Here is a 16,191-nt window from a genome sequence, read left to right as displayed (position 1 = left end):
GATATTAATGAAGGAAATTCTGGCCATAATCCGGCCCAACAAACTGGATGAGGTAAAAAATGCCCTGGAAGAGATGGGATGCCATGGAATGACCATCACCGATGTTAAGGGACGGGGACGGCAGCTGGGTATCACGGAAAGCTACCGGGGCAGTGACTACCGTATCGACCTGTTACCCAAGATCAAACTGGAGATAATCGTCCAGGATGACCAAACCAGCAAGGTGGTGGACACCATCGTCCGCACCGCCCAGACCGGTGATATCGGGGATGGGAAGATATTCATATCCCCGGTGGAAGAGGTGGTACGGATCCGTACCGGTGAAAGTGGGGAGAAGGCGGTTTAACCCACCCTTCTTCTTTTATTATTTTTTTAATTTAGTTCCTGAGGGACTTCTATTTTTTATAAGAAACATTTATTTTTACCATAGCCCTACCCAGTAGTGTGTGAAAATTACTTGGAGGTACCTATGCCCGAGCTACCCAGTGTAGAAATATTTAAGCGTTATTTTGACCAGCACGCCCTTAACCAGGTGATAAAAAAGGTGGAGGTGTGCAGTCCGGAGCTGGTGGTGGATGTGAACCCCCGGAAGTTGGAAATCTCCCTGGAGGGCCAGGAGTTTGTTTCCAGCCGCAGGTATGGTAAATATCTGTTCTCCCGGCTGGATAATGACTTCTACCTCATCATGCACTTTGGGATGACCGGTTACCTTTACTACTTCCAGGAGAAGAGTTCCAAATATGTGCGCCTGCTGGTCAGCTTCCAGAATGGCTCCCACCTGGCCTTTGATGATGCCCGGAAGTTTGGTAAGCTGGGCTTAACCTCTGATCCGGAGGAGTTCATCGCCCGGAAGGGTCTGGGTGAGGATGCCCTGGAGATCGAATTTAAAACCTTCCAGGAACTTTTCAAAAACCGCCGGGGCATGATTAAGCCATTACTTTTAAATCAGAACTTCATCGCCGGGATCGGCAACCTTTACGCCGATGAAATCCTGTATCAGTGCGGTCTGCACCCCGAGACCCACGCTGACCAGCTGGGTAAGACTGATCTGCACACCCTCTATTACCAGATGCGGAGGGTGCTGGAGAAAGCCATCCAGTACCAGGACAGTCCCCGGGACTTCCCGGACTCCTACCTCCTATCCCACCGTTACCCGGGAGGGGAATGCCCGGAGGGTGGTGCCCTGGAGGTGAAGAAGGTCGGGGGACGCACCACCTACTACTGCCCGGAGAGGCAGACTTTAAGGTAAAGTCCTTTAAAAATTGAATTTACTTCTTAGGCCGGAATGGTCTTTTTTTAAAAAAATAGAGATTAAAAATAGAGATTATAATCCGGGAGTTCTAGAAAATTATTAATAGGACGAGTGTTAAGGACAAGAGTGATAATCTAAATAAAAGAATCACCAGGGTGATAAAATGATAAAACAGACCATGATCAGTGTGATGGTTTTACTCCTGGCGGTGGTGGGAGTTTCCGGGTGTCTGGATTCAGGAAGTAACAACAACACCCCGAATAACAGCTCCAACCTGAGTCAGAACGTGAACAACGTTACCAACACCACCAACATCACCGCCACCCAGGCCCAGCAACTGGCCAACCAGTACATTGAACAGGCCGGGGCCACTGCCGGAACACCCCAGCTCACCAATGTGAATGGGAAACAGGTTTACATAGTTCCTATCGTTCTGAATGGGAAGACAGTTGGCGAGATAGAAATAGATGCCACCACCGGCCAGAATCTGGGCGGAGCAGGCGGGGCGCCCTAGGGTGCCCATCTAACTTTTTTTATTTAATAAGAGTTTTAAAAGTCAGGATATTCTAATTTAAATTCTAAAAAATATTTTTTTTAAAAAAAAGTAGATAGGAGGGATGGTATTTACCATCCCCGGTCCTGCAGGCGTTCTTCGGCAGGGATGCTGCTCATCTCCAATCCGGGCATGGCCTTGCCCAGTCCCCGGGAGACGTTGGCCAGGACCTCCGCATCATCGTAGTGGGCGGTGGCTTCCACAATGGCCTTGGCCACCAGTTCCGGGTTTTCGGATTTGAAGATACCGCTTCCCACGAACACTCCATCCGCACCCAACTGCATCATCAGGGCGGCGTCGGCTGGGGTGGCTACTCCTCCAGCGGCGAAGTTCACCACGGGTAGTCGGCCCTGTTTCTGAGTTTCCTTAACCAGTTCCAGGGGGGCCTCGATTTCCCGGGCCACGCCCCACAGTTCCTCCTCGGTCTTGTCCTTCAGGTCCCGGATGGTGCCCTGGATCATGCGCATGTGTCGGACGGCTTCCACCACGTTACCGGTACCAGCTTCGCCCTTGGTCCGAATCATGGCTGCTCCTTCATCCATTCTCCTTAAAGCTTCGCCCAGGTTCCGGGCCCCGCAGACGAAGGGTATGGTGAACTTCTTCTTATCCACGTGGTACTTCTCATCCGCCGGAGTCAGGACCTCGCTTTCGTCGATCATGTCCACTCCCAGGGCCTCCAGGACCTGGGCCTCCACGAAGTGGCCGATCCGGACCTTGGCCATCACCGGGATGGACACGGCCTCCATGATCTCCTCCACCTTCAGGGGGTCGGCCATCCGGGCCACGCCTCCGGTGGCTCGTATATCGGCTGGCACCCGTTCCAGGGCCATAACCGATACGGCCCCGGCTTCCTCGGCGATAACCGCCTGATCAGCGTTGACCACATCCATAACCACTCCACCCTTGGTCATCTTGGCGAAGCCTTCCTTTAAGATTTTAGTTCCGTGTAGCATTAGATTTTCCTCCTTTAATCATCCTAAAAATCAGTCCTAAACTCTAATTCATTTTAGAATATTTCGCATAGATTTGATCAGACTAAGTTTTGTGGCTAACTCTTAGTATATTTTTTTTTATTTCTAGTTGGAACCATGCCTATTCGGGAGATAATTCTAAAAGTCCCACCTGGAGCATAATTGCAGGGGGCCAACTCTTTGGATCTACCCTGATTAATGTTGTTTTCGTGGATGAAAATTGCTGTTAGTATTACTTTATTAATTATTAATACTAAATAATGGCAAGTAATACTAAGCTGCGTGATACTATGAAGATGATGAACAGAGTTTAGTTTTAGTGGGAGTTTTGGTAATCATAGCATTGTTTATGGGCCCTGTTTCGGCAGAGAGTCTGAACATTACCGAGGTAGGATTAGCAGCACAGGGAGTTAAAAATTATACCGAAGCTTATGGCAACGTACCCGGCTACGTAGTCGTATCCGAGAAAAACAGCACCACACCATCCTTTCTAAACACCCTCACCAAAACCACGGTACAGTTAAATTCCGGCTCCACGGCACCGGTAACCATAGCCAGCGTAAACAATCCCACCGGACCCTCCGGATCAGCATCTGGTACGCTGCAGAAATCAGCCTACGTTACCATGGCCAGTAACGTCCAGTCCTTTATAAGTAGCAATGGCCGGGCCCCCAACTACGCATCCAGCAGCCTGGGAAACATACGCTACGAATCCTTAGTCTACCTGTACTCCAAGATAATAAATTATTACCACCTTAACGGCCAGCTGCCCAGCTCGGTAACCGTGAGTAATATTGTAGGGGTGGATTCTACCGGTGTGGTAATAGACAACCTCCCGCCCAGTGTAAGCAATAATCTGGCCCCGGGTTCCTATAACACCCCTCAAAGTGTAACCTTAACCGCCAGTGATAACCGTGATGCCAATCCCCGGGTTTACTACAGTCTCAATAACGGTACCACCTGGAGTGATCAGATAAAAACGGTCACCCTGAACCTTAACCAGGGAGTTACCAGTTTGAAGTATTATGCACGTGATGCATCCGGCAACACCGGCCCGACCCAAAGTGCCACCTACACCATCGACACCACCCTACCTCAAATCGATTTAGAGGAGTTGGAATATGCAGCCGGTTCATTACAATCCTACCTGGAAAATGAACACCAGCTGCCCGGTAACCTGACCCTCTCCGGATCCACGGTTTCCATGGCCCAATTCCTGAAACTGGTAACCACAGCCATAATCAACCTTAACAACAATATGAACACCGCCATTCCCCTGGAAAGTTATGAGGCTGCACTTAATCCTTCTGAAACCATAACTACCAGTGGCAATCTTACTAAAACTGATTATATAAGTCTAGCTAATAGTATTAAATCCTACATGGATACTAATGGTCGAGCACCCAACTACCAGACCATCAGCCTTGGAAACATGCGCCACGAATCCTTAGTCTACACCTTCGCCCAGATCCTGAAGTCCTATCAGGTGGCACAGGTCCTGCCTAACTTCATCACCGTCCGACCCTGGACTCTGGTGACTAACAACAGCACCACCTTCATCACCATGGATCAGGTGAACAATGCCGCAGATACGGTGCAATCCTACGTGGAGACCAACCACCAGTTACCCGGTCACGTGACTATTTCCGGATCCACAGTGACCATGCCTCAATTCTTAAAACTGGAAACCATCTACCTGATAAATGCTAAGGAAAACCTGTACCAGTCCATTCCCCTGGGAAGTTGCGGAACAGCCCCCAACCCCTCCGAAAGCATTACCGGTGGAAATCTCAACCAAGCCGATTATCTAGCTACAGCGGGCGAAATTGTCTCCTTTATGGACGCCAATGGAAGAGCACCTAACTACAAACCAACGGTACGGGGGTACATACGCTACGAATCCTTAGTCTACATTTACTCGGAGATAATCAATTCGGCCAGCAAAAACAAGCGCCTCCCTGATTACATCACCCTCACCCCCTGGACCACGGTAACCAGCACCAACACCGTATTTTTAACCATGGACCAGATAAACACGGCAGTGTGGACTGTGAAATCCCATGTGGAGACCAACCACAGCCTCCCTAACAGTATCACCATCGCAGGGACGACAGTATCTATGCCCCAATTCTTAAAACTGGAAGTAACATCACTTAAAAACATTTACGCCGGATTGTACCAATCCATCATCCTAAAAAATTACTCTAATCCATCTAGCCCCTCCGAGACCCTGACCACTGGTAAGATTAACAGCGAAAACTATCTCAACGCCGCCAGCAACATCCAGTCCTACATGGATACCAATGGACAGGCCCCTAATTATTCCTGGACCTCGCAGGGGAACATGCGCTACGAAGATTTAGTCTACATGTACAGTCAGATCCTGAACCACTACAACGTTAAAAACGTCCTACCCCAGTACGTCACCGTCAACCCCTGGTCGGTGGTTTCCAACCCCAGCACGGTGACCTTCAATGTGGGCCAGATAATCAGCGGAGCAGAAACCGTGAAATCCTATGTGGACACCAACCACGCCCTACCCAGTAACGTTAACATCTCCGGGACGACGGTATCCATGCCCCAGTTTTTAAAATTATTAACCACCACCCTACACAACATAAACGGCACCTACGTTGGCCAGATTGTTCTCTCAAGCTACGGACCACCCACCGACACCCCGGAAACCATCCCTGGGGGAAGTCTTAACCAGACCCAGTACCTGGATCTGGCCCGGGATACCGAATTTTTCATGTACGGTGACTTAAGAGCCCCCAACTACCGAACCACCAGTCTAGGGAACATATGCTACCAGTCCCTGATCTACATGTACAGCCAGATTTTAAGCTCCTACAAATCAAACAGTTACACATTACCTGATTTTATCACAGTAAGGCCCTGGTCAGTGGTCTCCAACCCCAGCACCAAATTTTTCACCGTCGAAGAGATAACCAACACATCAAAAACGGTTAAATCATACCTAGAGACCAACCACGCCCTGCCCAGCAGCGTCACCATCGCAGGGACGACAGTATCTATGCCCCAGTTTTTAAAACTGTTAACCACCACGGTGACTAATCTCAATGGAAAGCTTAACGTGACCATGGCCCTGCAAAGCTATAGTACCGCCACCAGTCCCTCGGAAACCATGACCGGGGGCAGTCTTAACCAGACCCAGTATCTTGATCTGGCCAACAGTGTAATCTCTTATATGGATTCCCATGGACGTGCACCGGACAGCTGCTCCACCAGTCTGGGAAACGTGCGTTACGAATCCTTAGTCTACGTGTACTCCTTAATCCTGGACTGTTATGGTAACAAGACCCAGTTACCACCGAGCATCACCCTAACACCCTGGTCGGTGGTTTCCAGTAGTAGCAGTAAATTCTTCACCACCGAAGAGATAGAAGATGCCGCCAAGACGGTGCAATCCCACGTGGAGGCTAACCACGCCCTCCCCAGCGAGGTGAACATCTCCGGAACGGCGGTTAGTATGCCCCAGTTCCTGCAACTGGCAAGTGCCGCATTATTAAAAGTGGATGGCTCTTTATACACTTCCCTGGTGCTCAGAAGTTACAACTCGGCTTCCAGCCCCTCGGAGACCATAACTCAAGCCGGTAATCTCACCAGCACTGATTATGTGAAGTTATCCAATGATATTTTCTCCTACATGTATGCTAATGGTCGAGCACCCGACTACCGGACCATCAACCTGGGAAACATTCGTTATGAATCACTGGTGTACCTGTACAGTCAAATCCTGAGCTGCCACAATGCCACCGGTGCCCTGCCCGAGTCCGTCACCGTGCATCCCTGGATGGTGGTCTCCAATACCAGTACGGTGTTTGTTACCACCGCTGAAATAAAAAGTGCAGCAGAAACCGTGAAATCCTATGTGGACACCAACCACACTCTCCCCATCAACATCACCATCTCCGGGAGGCAGATCACCCTGCCCCAGTTCCTGAAACTGGCAGTTAAGTCCGTGCTTAACGTGGAAAACTACCTGAACATTGCAGTAATCCTGGATACCGTGGGTGACCCCACCACTTCCACCGAAAACATGACCAGCGGCACCCTACTCAGCGATGAATTCGTGGCCCAGGGCAAAGACATACTGTCCTACATGGACTCCCATGGCACCGCCCCCAACAACATCACCGAGACCAGTCTGGGCGGAGCCATGGGATACGAATCACTGGTCTACATGTACGCCCAGATCATGACCACCTACAACGCCACCGAACCAGCCCCGGACCAGGTTTCCATGATTCCCTGGCTGGCCCGAACCCACCCCAACGGCACCTTCAACTTCCGGACCCAGGAGATCTTCAGCAGCATACAGGAGGCCATCGATGATACCGATACGGTGAGTGGTGATACCATATGGCTCAGGAAGGCCACCTACACCGAAAACGTCATCATCAACAAAAAAATAACTGTAAGGCCAATTTCTGGCGTGGAGGTGACAGTACAGGCCCTGGATCCGTATTTACCCATCTTCACCGTGAACACCGCTGGAAACGGAACCATTATACGGGACCTTATCCTGGAGGGAGCTACGGGCAGTGCCGCCATCTACATCAACAGCTCCATGGGTAACTACCTCCTGGGAAACAACCTAACCAGTAACAGTAACGGAGTATATCTCTACAACTCCACCGAGAATCTGATATCTGGAAACAACGCCTACAACAACACCCTGAATGGGTTGTTCATTGAAGCTGGCGCGGATAACGAGATCACGAGCAACACCATCAAGGATAATGGTGCCGCAGGGATCCGGATCCTGGATTCTAGTGAAAACCGGGTCTACAGCAACCTCCTCAGCAGCAACCAGGACGGTATATACCTGTATAACTCCCCCACCACAGTCCACTTTAACTCCATTACTGGAAACAGTCGTTATGGCCTCTGCAATGAAGGTAACGGCACGGTGAACGCCACCAATAACTGGTGGGGCTCCAACGATCCATTCCTATCCCCAACCAGTCCCAGTGACATTTACCTGGCCGGGGGAAGTGTAACCTACGATCCCTGGCTGGTACTATCCCTGGATAGTTCTGCGGATCGGTCCAACCGCACCGGTCCCTGCTACGATTACCTGATAACCGCTGATCTAACCCACAACAATCAGGGGAACGATACATCGTCAGATGGTAATGTACCTGATGAAATACCCCTCTACTACAACACCACTCTGGGAACCATTAACAGCTCGGGATCCACCCGTAAAGGCCGATCCGAGCTTAAACTTAACAGTACCACCGCCGGGGCCGCTAACGTCTCCGTGACCCTGGACAACCAGACCGTCACTAAAACAGTTAACATCACCACTGTAGCGGTGCTGGGGGTGTACAACACCCGGACCCAGGAAAGCTTCGCCTCTATACAGGAGGCAGTGGATGATCCGGATACCCTTAACGGGGACACCCTCACCCTGGCCCATGGTACCTACACCGAAAACGTGGCCCTAAACAAGAAACTCACCATAAAACCAGTTACCGGGGGCAAGGTAACGGTTAAAGCCAAAGATGATGATAAGAGTGTTATTTTGTTAGTTAATGCAGGTAGTGGAACTACCATACAAGGACTTAACATTATTGGTGCAAGTATTTCATATGGCATATCCTTAAGCCATGCTTACAACTGCATCATAAGCAATAACGTTTTAAGCAACAGTAGCAGGGATATCTATTTGTACTCCTCTGGAAACAATGAAATTACAGGAAACACCATAAAAAAGAGTATCAACGGAATTTCCCTTTATAATTCAATTAGTAACAACATATCTCAAAACATTATTACAAAAAATGAAAATGGGATTTATGCAGTAATATCTAATTACAATTCGATAACCGGAAATACATTGAATAGCAACTACTATGGAAGTTATTTGTATCATTCCAACAACTTCGATGTAATTGGAAACAATATTACAGGTAATTGGGTGGGAGTTTACCTCTACGACACCAACAACAACCAAATTACTGGGAATAATCTTACAGATAATGGTGCGGGAATAACCTACCACAACTCCCTAGGCGTTAACCTATCTGGAAATAATTACACCGACAACTGGCTAACCGATACTTCAGTAATAGATTCTGGAGAGGTAATAATGGCCACCACTATCTACAGCTGTGGACCCGCAGCCCTGGCCACTATACTCAAAAACATGGGGATCTACACTACTGAATCTGAATTAGCTCAAATTGCAAAAACGGATGAAACCGGAACCAGCCTACAGGGTTTAAAAGATGCAGCCAATGCTAAAGGAATAAACGCATTCGGATATGAACTAAGTTTAGCACAACTCAAACCCGACTACATTGTGGTTTTAAAAATCAATGGCTACAACCACTTCGAAGTCATACAAAACATCACCAACACCACCATAACCCTATTCGACCCCAACCTAGGCATTATACAAATGAATCTAACCACATTCAACGACCTATACACCGGATACGCCTTCGTCTTAAACGAAACCATACCCGGCGCAGCACAACTGACAGATGATCAAATGAGAAACATCAAAGGACTATGGCACACCGTAAGAACAATAAAATGGCGCTGGCATCCCGGAGAGTGGAAAACCTATATTAGAGTAATAGATAGATCCATTCCTTATCCAACTTTAATATGGTCATACCATCGTGGATGGACAATGTGGACACCCTGGGGCCCAAGAGAAATCGGAGGATACTGGTACCCCTCCGGCATCAAAATAAAATACCACCACATCCACTACAAAATCCGAATACGCTACTACGTACCCGGATACCCCGAAAAATACGCAGCATACGTGAGAGAACCAGACACCTGGGACATAGACTATTACAAGTACGGTTCCACACTTATAACTACGACAGGAGCTGGACTAACAATTGGTGCTGCATCTAAAGCTATAACACTTATTCGAGGTGGTGCCAGTTTATCCACAATCGTATCAACTGAGGGCGCATTTAATGCAGGAAGCGCAATATATTCAATATATGGTGCTTTGAGCTATACTAATCCAGATCCCAACCCATCAGGAAAAGGAGAGGGAATAATAAATATGATAGACCCAAGTTGGGAGCCATTCCTCAGCAATTGATATAACTATATGGTGAATTTGCTTTTCTTCACCCTTAGAATGAGAGTATTATATGGGATATGCTTGTAAGTAAATAAAGTGTCAATAAAACACTTTATTTAATTATATTTTGTTGGATTTAGGATTTTGAAAAGGTGGCAGTAAAATGGATAAGAGATATTTTATTATTTCTGAGTTATGCTTTTTTGGTGCTTTATTTCTAAGGTACCTATCTTCCGGTAATCCCGGATATTTATTATTTTGTTTGGGCATTATTGGAGTATTGATCTCTACATCAGAGCTCTTTAACTTCAATCGTATAATTTATTATACTGCATTAATATGTATAATAGTCCTTCAAAGTGTAATTTTAATTAACACTTACCTACTTCAAACGATATATCTACAGAACAATGAACAATACATAGTTGGTGCTTTTGGAGTTCTAGCATATGTTGTTATCATTGCATTGCTTTTAAACCCCAACATCTTTAAGAAAAGTCCTAAAACGTAAATATAAATCATTATTCATGATCAGATAATAGTTAGTATAGATGATGGGGAGATGGTGATTGCCACCACCATCTACAGCTGCGACCCGCCGCCCTGGCCACCATCCTCAAAGGCCTGGGAATCTACACCACCGAAGCCGAACTCGCACAACTAGCCGGCACCGACGAAACCGGAACCAGCCTGTATGGTTTAAAGCAGGCAACCTTAAATAAAGGACTAACTGCAACTGGAGTCAGATTAACCGTAGACCAGCTACAACCCAACTACCTGGTAGTCCTGGACATAAACGGAACCAAACACTTCGAGATCATACGTAACATCACCAGCACCACCGTTTACTTATTTGACCCCAACCTGGGCGACCTGGAAATAAGCAGAGACAAATTCAATGAATTATACACTGGAGTAGCACTGATAATCAATGGCACAGCCCCAGCAAATGCCACCCTACTCACTGATGACGAAATGCGGAATATTAAAGCCCTGTACCATTACGAATGGGTTAAACATACCTACTGGGAACCTGGCTATGTATATTATACCTATCGTTGGGTAGGTTTCACAGTATCAATACCTTACCTCTATTTGCAATGGGTTCCAGGCCATTATCTCTGGGGAGGATGGTTACCCCTTCCTGGACACTTCGAACTCCGCCGAGGTGTATACACTAAAACCATTGGACGCTGGATTCGCATCCCACACTACGTACCGCCCAGGAAAAAAACTTATTACACCTACGAAAAAGTCTACGAATTAAATAAGGAAATTATAGGGAGGCGTGCCTTGGATGTAGTCGTAATGGGTGGTGGAAGTTTTCTAGTAGGAATTAGCGTTATTGGTGATGCTGCTACTGGAGGGATAGGTACAGTGCCAGCATACTTTGTCGCTTACAGTGGTATCGGCATTATAACAGCAGGTGCTGCCGATCTCATGATGAATTGGAATGAACCATTGTGGATATAATCCACAATCATTATCCCCTGATAAACCAATGAGGCAAATACCATGAAAAATTTATTGTTGATAACTTCAGGTATTCTAGTTTTTACTATGGCACTAATAACTTTATTTAATCAATTTATGTCCTTTTTTACAACAGGCCTTGCTGTCAGTATCATTCTTTTTATAACTGCCATTTTCATTAATAGAAAGTATCAAAACCAGACCCTTTATTTTTCACTCATAATCCTGATTTTAGTATTAACGTTGATCTTTACTTACTTACAAGTTTCAACCCCTATTTACAAAGGAAATAAAATATTAGACTACAGCATAGCTGTAATATTTGTATTAATGACTCTTCTATTAGTATACGATTTAAAAAATAAAATGGACAAATATCAAGAAGCAGTAGCTATCTACGACGACTCCCTGAAAACAAACCCCCAAGACACGATTGCCTGGAACAACAAAGGAACAACTCTAATATCAATAAATGAATATCAAGAAGCAATAAAATGCTTTGACAAAGCCCTAAAAATCGATCCTAAAGATGCTGCAGCATGGCACAACAAAGGTGTCGGTCTAGAAAAACTGGGAAAACAACAAGAAGCCATAAAATACTATGATCAAGCATTAGAACTCGATCCAAAATTTGAACAAGCCAAAAAAGACGGGAAAATTATCCTAGAAAATTAAAAAAAATAACAAAAAAACCTATTGTGAAAAAATGAAACGGATTCATCCAATAATTGCCATATTATTAGGATATTTCATAGCTGGTACTTTGGCATATTTTTTACCAGATATTCCTTTATCAGATATTTTATCTATATTGGTACTTATTTTGGGCGGATTCATTGCCACATACATATCCAGAACTAACAAGGCCATACTTGGATTGTATGAAGGTTTGGTATATACTATAATCATTTTGTCAATTATATTTCTCTTTAATACTGAATTAACAGCATATTTAGTAGTATATCTGGCATTACCCCCGATATTAGGACTCCTTGGAGGGTTCCTAGCAAAAAAGTTAAGATTACGCTTAGAAACAATATAAATGATTAATTAACCAACTACCTGGTAGTCCTGGATATAGAATGGAACTAAACACTTCGAGATCATACGTAACATCACCAACACCACCGTTTACTTATTTGACCCCAACCTGGGCGACCTGGAAATAAGCAGAGACAAATTCAATGAATTATACACCGGAGTAGCACTGATAATCAACGGCACAGCCCCAGCAAATGCCACCCTACTCACCGACGATGAGATGCGCAACATCAAAGCCCTGTGGCACGTCGCCAAAGTAGAACACAACTACTGGGTAGGAGGCTACTGGGTTAACGTCTACCTTAAAATGAAAGTAACCGTGAAAATACGCTACCCCTACCTACAATGGGTACCAGGCTACCTCTGGAGAGGATGGCTACCCATACCTGGACACCTCGAATTCCGAGTAGGATGGCACACCAAAACCGTGGGAATGACCATCCGCGTATCACGCTACATACCACGACGAAAAATAACCTACTACACCTACAAACTAGTACGCGACGAAAACGACATACCCGTTTATTTCGCTTATAACCTTGATATGAATCGTGCACAAACCCGAATCAATTACAGCAGAAACATGTTTTTTGGTTCAAGCCTACTGTTAGGTGGACTATATCGTGCACAACAAGATTTAATCACTGAAGGAATTAGTAAAATATACGAAGGAGGAGAGGAATATTCGCAACATTTGAATGAAACAGGGAGAGGAGATGACTACCTTTTTGGAGATCCTCTTTTTTACATACCCATCTTTAAGATTTAATCATAAATTTTTTATGAAATGGAGGGATTCTAAATGGAAATAAGAAAAAACTTCGGCAGATACTGGATTGCAGGCTTCATATTCAACTTAATTTTCTTGGCTATACAAATTATAGGAAATCCGATATCTGACATCGTGCTCTTAAACGAAAACACGATAATTAACAGCCCTACATTACTTTTAACATTTATGATCGGTTCATTACTAACATTTATTTTCGGATTCTGGATTTATGGCCGTATAATTGAATTACTTTATAAAAAAATCATTCGAAAAGAATAGACTTGGCATTCGACACTTCGAGTACAACTTAAAGATCCACACCAACAAGCTAGTTTAATGTTAGTCGGTGGCGCTGCCATATGCGCCACAGGTAATCCTGTTGGAATTCAAATCGGAATGAGATGTATTAAAGAAAGTATTTTCATGTTTTTCGATTTCGATAATCCTGAAGAACAAATCATGAAAGAATTTGGTAACTGAACAAACCATTATCCTCATTAAACCAGTAGAATGGAACTGTGCAAAAGATATTGAACATTAGGAAGGAGTTAACACTATGAAAAACAACAATAATCTGAAGCTAGGAATCATATTAACCCTCATTCTAATTGTTTCAGCCTCTGGTTGCACCAACCCTCCTACAAACCAAACTAAAACATATTCCGATGGAATAATGAGCTTCAATTATCCAAGCGATTTTAATAACGTAACTTACTCTGGAAATAATACAAGTAATTCATCTATGCAAGCAATAGGTAAACTAAAAAATACTGTTCCCTTAAGGGTACATAGTATAACTGTGGCTAAAAATAAAAGCGCAATTTCTCCTACTGAATTAAGAAATATACTGGTTTCAAATGTTAAAAATATGTCTGCTGGCGAAATAGTATCCATAACTACGGAAACTAATCTTAATGGGGTTGTTGTCGAAAAGGTTATCTATACCGATGAATATGCATTCGGAATGAGAGCAATGCATTTTAACATGCTTTTTAAAATCAATGATGATGTATATGCAGTTTCAGTCTATGGTCCTGATTCAAACATTCAACAAATCACTAGTACAGCTAACATCATCTTCCAATCCATAAAATAACCTTAACCTCCCTAAACTCATAAAAAAAACACCCTTAACCGGTAACTGGGTGGGAGTTTACCTCTACGATACCAACAACAACCAGATTACCGGGAACACCCTAACCGATAATGGTGCCGGAATAACCTACCACAACTCCCTCGGCGTTAACCTATCTGGAAATAATTACACCGACAACTGGCTAACCGACACCTCCACCATAGATGATGGCGAAATGGTGATAGCCACCACTATCTACAGCTGCGGCCCGGCCGCCCTGGCCACCATCCTCAAAAACCTGGGAATATACTCCACTGAAGGGGAACTATCAAAAATAGCTGGCACCGATGAAACCGGGACTAGCTTGTATGGTTTAAAGCAGGCAACCTTAAATAAAGGACTAACTGCAACTGGAGTCAGATTAACCGTAGACCAGCTACAACCCAACTACCTCGTAGTCCTGGACATAGATGGGACTAAACACTTCGAGATCATACGTAACCTCACCAACACCACCGTTTACTTATTCGACCCCAACCTCGGCGACCTGGAAATAAGCAGAGACAAATTCAATGAATTATACACCGGATGTGCGCTCATAATCAACGGACAGGCCCCCGCCAACACCACCCTACTCACCGACGATGAGATGCGGAATATCAAAGCCCTGTGGCACGTCGCCAAAATAGAACACAGCTACTGGGTAGGAGGCTACTGGGTTAACGTCTACCTTAAAGTGAAAGTAACCGTGAAAATACGCTACCCCTACCTACAATGGGTACCAGGCTACCTATATCAAGGATGGCTACCCATACCCGGACACCTCGAATGGAGAGTAGGATGGTGCACCAAAACCATAGGAATGACCATCCGCGTATCACGCTACATACCACGACGAAAAATAACCTACTACACCTACAAAATAGAACCCGACACCCCCACAGGAAAATACTACAACCTTATTGGAGGAGTCAAGGTTTTAAAGGGCCTTTCCACCGCTTATACCGGTACCAGAATGGCAACGAGTTCTGTTGCATTGGGAGTTTTTCAACCTGAGACAGAACCATTGGCTTATGCTATGTTTGGATTTGGCTGTGCTGGGATGATATATGGTACATATGAAGTATGGGATGGTGCTGATGACCCAATATTTACAGATAAAAGCTATGAGGATCAGATTTACGAAAACTGGTGGCAATTCGTCCCTTAAGTAATAAAATTACTAAATATAAGATGAACTCTGAACCAATGAAAATTGAAACAAACTCGAAAGTAGTAGAATATTAAAAATTTAATAGACTCACTAAATGGATTGAATGAGGGGAGCATATTTGAAAAAAGAGGAAAACATATCATTTAAACAGATCTTTCCATTAATTGTACTGTTATTCATTCTCTTAATCTTTATAGACCCTTTCTCGCTCTTTATGATTGCATTAATACTTCTTGTAATATTAGAATATTCATTTAAGATAAAAAATTTTAATTATTTAATGTATAACATTCTTCTTGTGTCCATTTTTGCACTTCAAGGACTAACCTTATTTTACACTTTCCTATTTAGATCCACTTATCTAAAAGAACTAATATCCATTCTTGTATTTTCATTTTTTATCTTGATTTTTACAGCGCTGATAGCTGTTTATGCTCGTCATTATCGTCACAGAAAGGAGTACACACAAATCCCATGATATTAATCACAACTGGGAAATATTAAGAACTGAAACGAATTCAACACACTCTACACTGGAGTAGCACTCATAATCAATGGCACAGCCCCAGTCAACGCCACCCTACTCACCGATGACATCCTACAGTACTGGCTGGACCGGGAAAGTAAACTAACATAAATGGAACTCTCCTCTATGCCAATGGACCTATGAAAACCACCTACTGAACCTTACTCACATCTTTAATCATGATTGGTGTTATGATATGGTAGCAGATCAGACCTTAAACTAATATAATATCAT

The 16,191-nt window shown here is 44.6% G+C and carries 13 protein-coding genes and 2 pseudogenes; 14 read left to right on the top strand and 1 reads right to left on the bottom strand.

The window, feature by feature from the left end; all coding sequences use genetic code 11:
* Positions 1-7: 7 nt before the first annotated feature.
* The 3 genes from FGU46_RS07890 (at position 8) to FGU46_RS07880 (ending at position 1,766) form a co-directional block, all read left to right on the top strand.
* Positions 8-346 carry a P-II family nitrogen regulator gene (locus FGU46_RS07890; protein WP_286473772.1) on the top strand — a complete coding sequence of 113 codons (339 nt, stop codon included), beginning with the start codon at positions 8-10 and terminating at the stop codon, positions 344-346.
* 123 nt (positions 347-469) lie between these two features.
* Positions 470-1,249 carry an Fpg/Nei family DNA glycosylase gene (locus FGU46_RS07885; protein WP_286473770.1) on the top strand — a complete coding sequence of 260 codons (780 nt, stop codon included), beginning with the start codon at positions 470-472 and terminating at the stop codon, positions 1,247-1,249.
* Positions 1,250-1,415: 166 nt separating this feature from the next.
* Positions 1,416-1,766, top strand: coding sequence for a PepSY domain-containing protein (locus tag FGU46_RS07880; protein ID WP_286473767.1), 351 nt, complete (start codon positions 1,416-1,418; stop codon positions 1,764-1,766).
* Positions 1,767-1,876: 110 nt separating this feature from the next.
* On the opposite strand, the gene pdxS is transcribed toward FGU46_RS07880, so the two are convergent.
* On the bottom strand, positions 1,877-2,758 hold the full coding sequence (gene pdxS, locus FGU46_RS07875) for a pyridoxal 5'-phosphate synthase lyase subunit PdxS (RefSeq protein WP_286473765.1): 882 nt from the start codon (positions 2,756-2,758) through the stop codon (positions 1,877-1,879).
* Positions 2,759-3,104: 346 nt separating this feature from the next.
* On the opposite strand from pdxS, the gene FGU46_RS07870 reads away from it, so the two are divergent.
* The 11 genes and pseudogenes from FGU46_RS07870 to FGU46_RS07825 all read left to right on the top strand — a co-directional run bounded on the left by FGU46_RS07870 (position 3,105) and on the right by FGU46_RS07825 (position 15,428).
* Positions 3,105-9,875, top strand: coding sequence for a pseudomurein-binding repeat-containing protein (locus FGU46_RS07870; protein WP_286473763.1), 6,771 nt, complete (start codon positions 3,105-3,107; stop codon positions 9,873-9,875).
* 570 nt (positions 9,876-10,445) lie between these two features.
* A pseudogene (locus FGU46_RS10890) lies at positions 10,446-10,730 on the top strand (cysteine peptidase family C39 domain-containing protein); the annotation flags it as partial.
* A 102-nt stretch (positions 10,731-10,832) separates the two neighbouring features.
* Positions 10,833-11,330 (top strand): hypothetical protein, encoded by a 498-nt coding sequence (locus FGU46_RS07860; RefSeq protein ID WP_286473757.1) that lies wholly within the window; start codon positions 10,833-10,835, stop codon positions 11,328-11,330.
* Positions 11,331-11,372: 42 nt separating this feature from the next.
* Positions 11,373-12,005 carry a tetratricopeptide repeat protein gene (locus FGU46_RS07855; protein ID WP_286473754.1) on the top strand — a complete coding sequence of 211 codons (633 nt, stop codon included), beginning with the start codon at positions 11,373-11,375 and terminating at the stop codon, positions 12,003-12,005.
* A gap of 31 nt (positions 12,006-12,036) precedes the next feature.
* The gene (locus tag FGU46_RS07850) at positions 12,037-12,372 is read left to right on the top strand and encodes a hypothetical protein (protein ID WP_286473752.1); all 336 of its coding nucleotides are present in this window, start codon (positions 12,037-12,039) and stop codon (positions 12,370-12,372) included.
* 57 nt (positions 12,373-12,429) lie between these two features.
* Positions 12,430-12,537 (top strand): annotated as a pseudogene (locus FGU46_RS10885) (cysteine peptidase family C39 domain-containing protein); the annotation flags it as partial.
* 54 nt (positions 12,538-12,591) lie between these two features.
* Positions 12,592-13,140: a hypothetical protein gene (locus FGU46_RS07845; protein WP_286473749.1), complete on the top strand. Its 549-nt coding sequence runs from the start codon at positions 12,592-12,594 to the stop codon at positions 13,138-13,140.
* 33 nt (positions 13,141-13,173) lie between these two features.
* Positions 13,174-13,422 (top strand): hypothetical protein, encoded by a 249-nt coding sequence (locus FGU46_RS07840; protein WP_286473746.1) that lies wholly within the window; start codon positions 13,174-13,176, stop codon positions 13,420-13,422.
* Positions 13,423-13,479: 57 nt separating this feature from the next.
* Positions 13,480-13,623, top strand: a complete 144-nt coding sequence (locus tag FGU46_RS07835; RefSeq protein ID WP_286473744.1) for a hypothetical protein — start codon at positions 13,480-13,482, stop codon at positions 13,621-13,623.
* A gap of 76 nt (positions 13,624-13,699) precedes the next feature.
* The gene (locus tag FGU46_RS07830) at positions 13,700-14,239 is read left to right on the top strand and encodes a hypothetical protein (protein WP_286473741.1); all 540 of its coding nucleotides are present in this window, start codon (positions 13,700-13,702) and stop codon (positions 14,237-14,239) included.
* Between the two features lie 19 nt (positions 14,240-14,258).
* The gene (locus tag FGU46_RS07825) at positions 14,259-15,428 is read left to right on the top strand and encodes a cysteine peptidase family C39 domain-containing protein (RefSeq protein ID WP_286478393.1); all 1,170 of its coding nucleotides are present in this window, start codon (positions 14,259-14,261) and stop codon (positions 15,426-15,428) included.
* Positions 15,429-16,191: the final 763 nt, after the last annotated feature.

The sequence above is a fragment of the Methanobacterium sp. CWC-01 genome, from assembly GCF_030323845.1.
In the GTDB taxonomy this organism is placed as follows: Archaea; Methanobacteriota; Methanobacteria; order Methanobacteriales; family Methanobacteriaceae; genus Methanobacterium; species Methanobacterium aridiramus.
Note: the sequence above shows the minus strand (reverse complement) of the source record. Positions and strands in the feature narration are given on the sequence as shown.

Bases quoted from the DNA above. Each gene is read 5' to 3' on its own strand.
- FGU46_RS07885 (WP_286473770.1), top strand. From the start codon at position 470: ATGCCCGAGCTACCCAGTGTAGAAATATTTAAGCGTTATTTTGACCAG.
- FGU46_RS07845 (WP_286473749.1), top strand. From the start codon at position 12,592: ATGCGCAACATCAAAGCCCTGTGGCACGTCGCCAAAGTAGAACACAAC.
- FGU46_RS07840 (WP_286473746.1), top strand. From the start codon at position 13,174: ATGGAAATAAGAAAAAACTTCGGCAGATACTGGATTGCAGGCTTCATA.
- FGU46_RS07850 (WP_286473752.1), top strand. From the start codon at position 12,037: ATGAAACGGATTCATCCAATAATTGCCATATTATTAGGATATTTCATA.
- FGU46_RS07855 (WP_286473754.1), top strand. From the start codon at position 11,373: ATGAAAAATTTATTGTTGATAACTTCAGGTATTCTAGTTTTTACTATG.
- pdxS (WP_286473765.1), bottom strand. From the start codon at position 2,758: ATGCTACACGGAACTAAAATCTTAAAGGAAGGCTTCGCCAAGATGACC.
- FGU46_RS07890 (WP_286473772.1), top strand. From the start codon at position 8: ATGAAGGAAATTCTGGCCATAATCCGGCCCAACAAACTGGATGAGGTA.
- FGU46_RS07835 (WP_286473744.1), top strand. From the start codon at position 13,480: ATGTTAGTCGGTGGCGCTGCCATATGCGCCACAGGTAATCCTGTTGGA.
- FGU46_RS07860 (WP_286473757.1), top strand. From the start codon at position 10,833: ATGCGGAATATTAAAGCCCTGTACCATTACGAATGGGTTAAACATACC.
- FGU46_RS07880 (WP_286473767.1), top strand. From the start codon at position 1,416: ATGATAAAACAGACCATGATCAGTGTGATGGTTTTACTCCTGGCGGTG.
- FGU46_RS07830 (WP_286473741.1), top strand. From the start codon at position 13,700: ATGAAAAACAACAATAATCTGAAGCTAGGAATCATATTAACCCTCATT.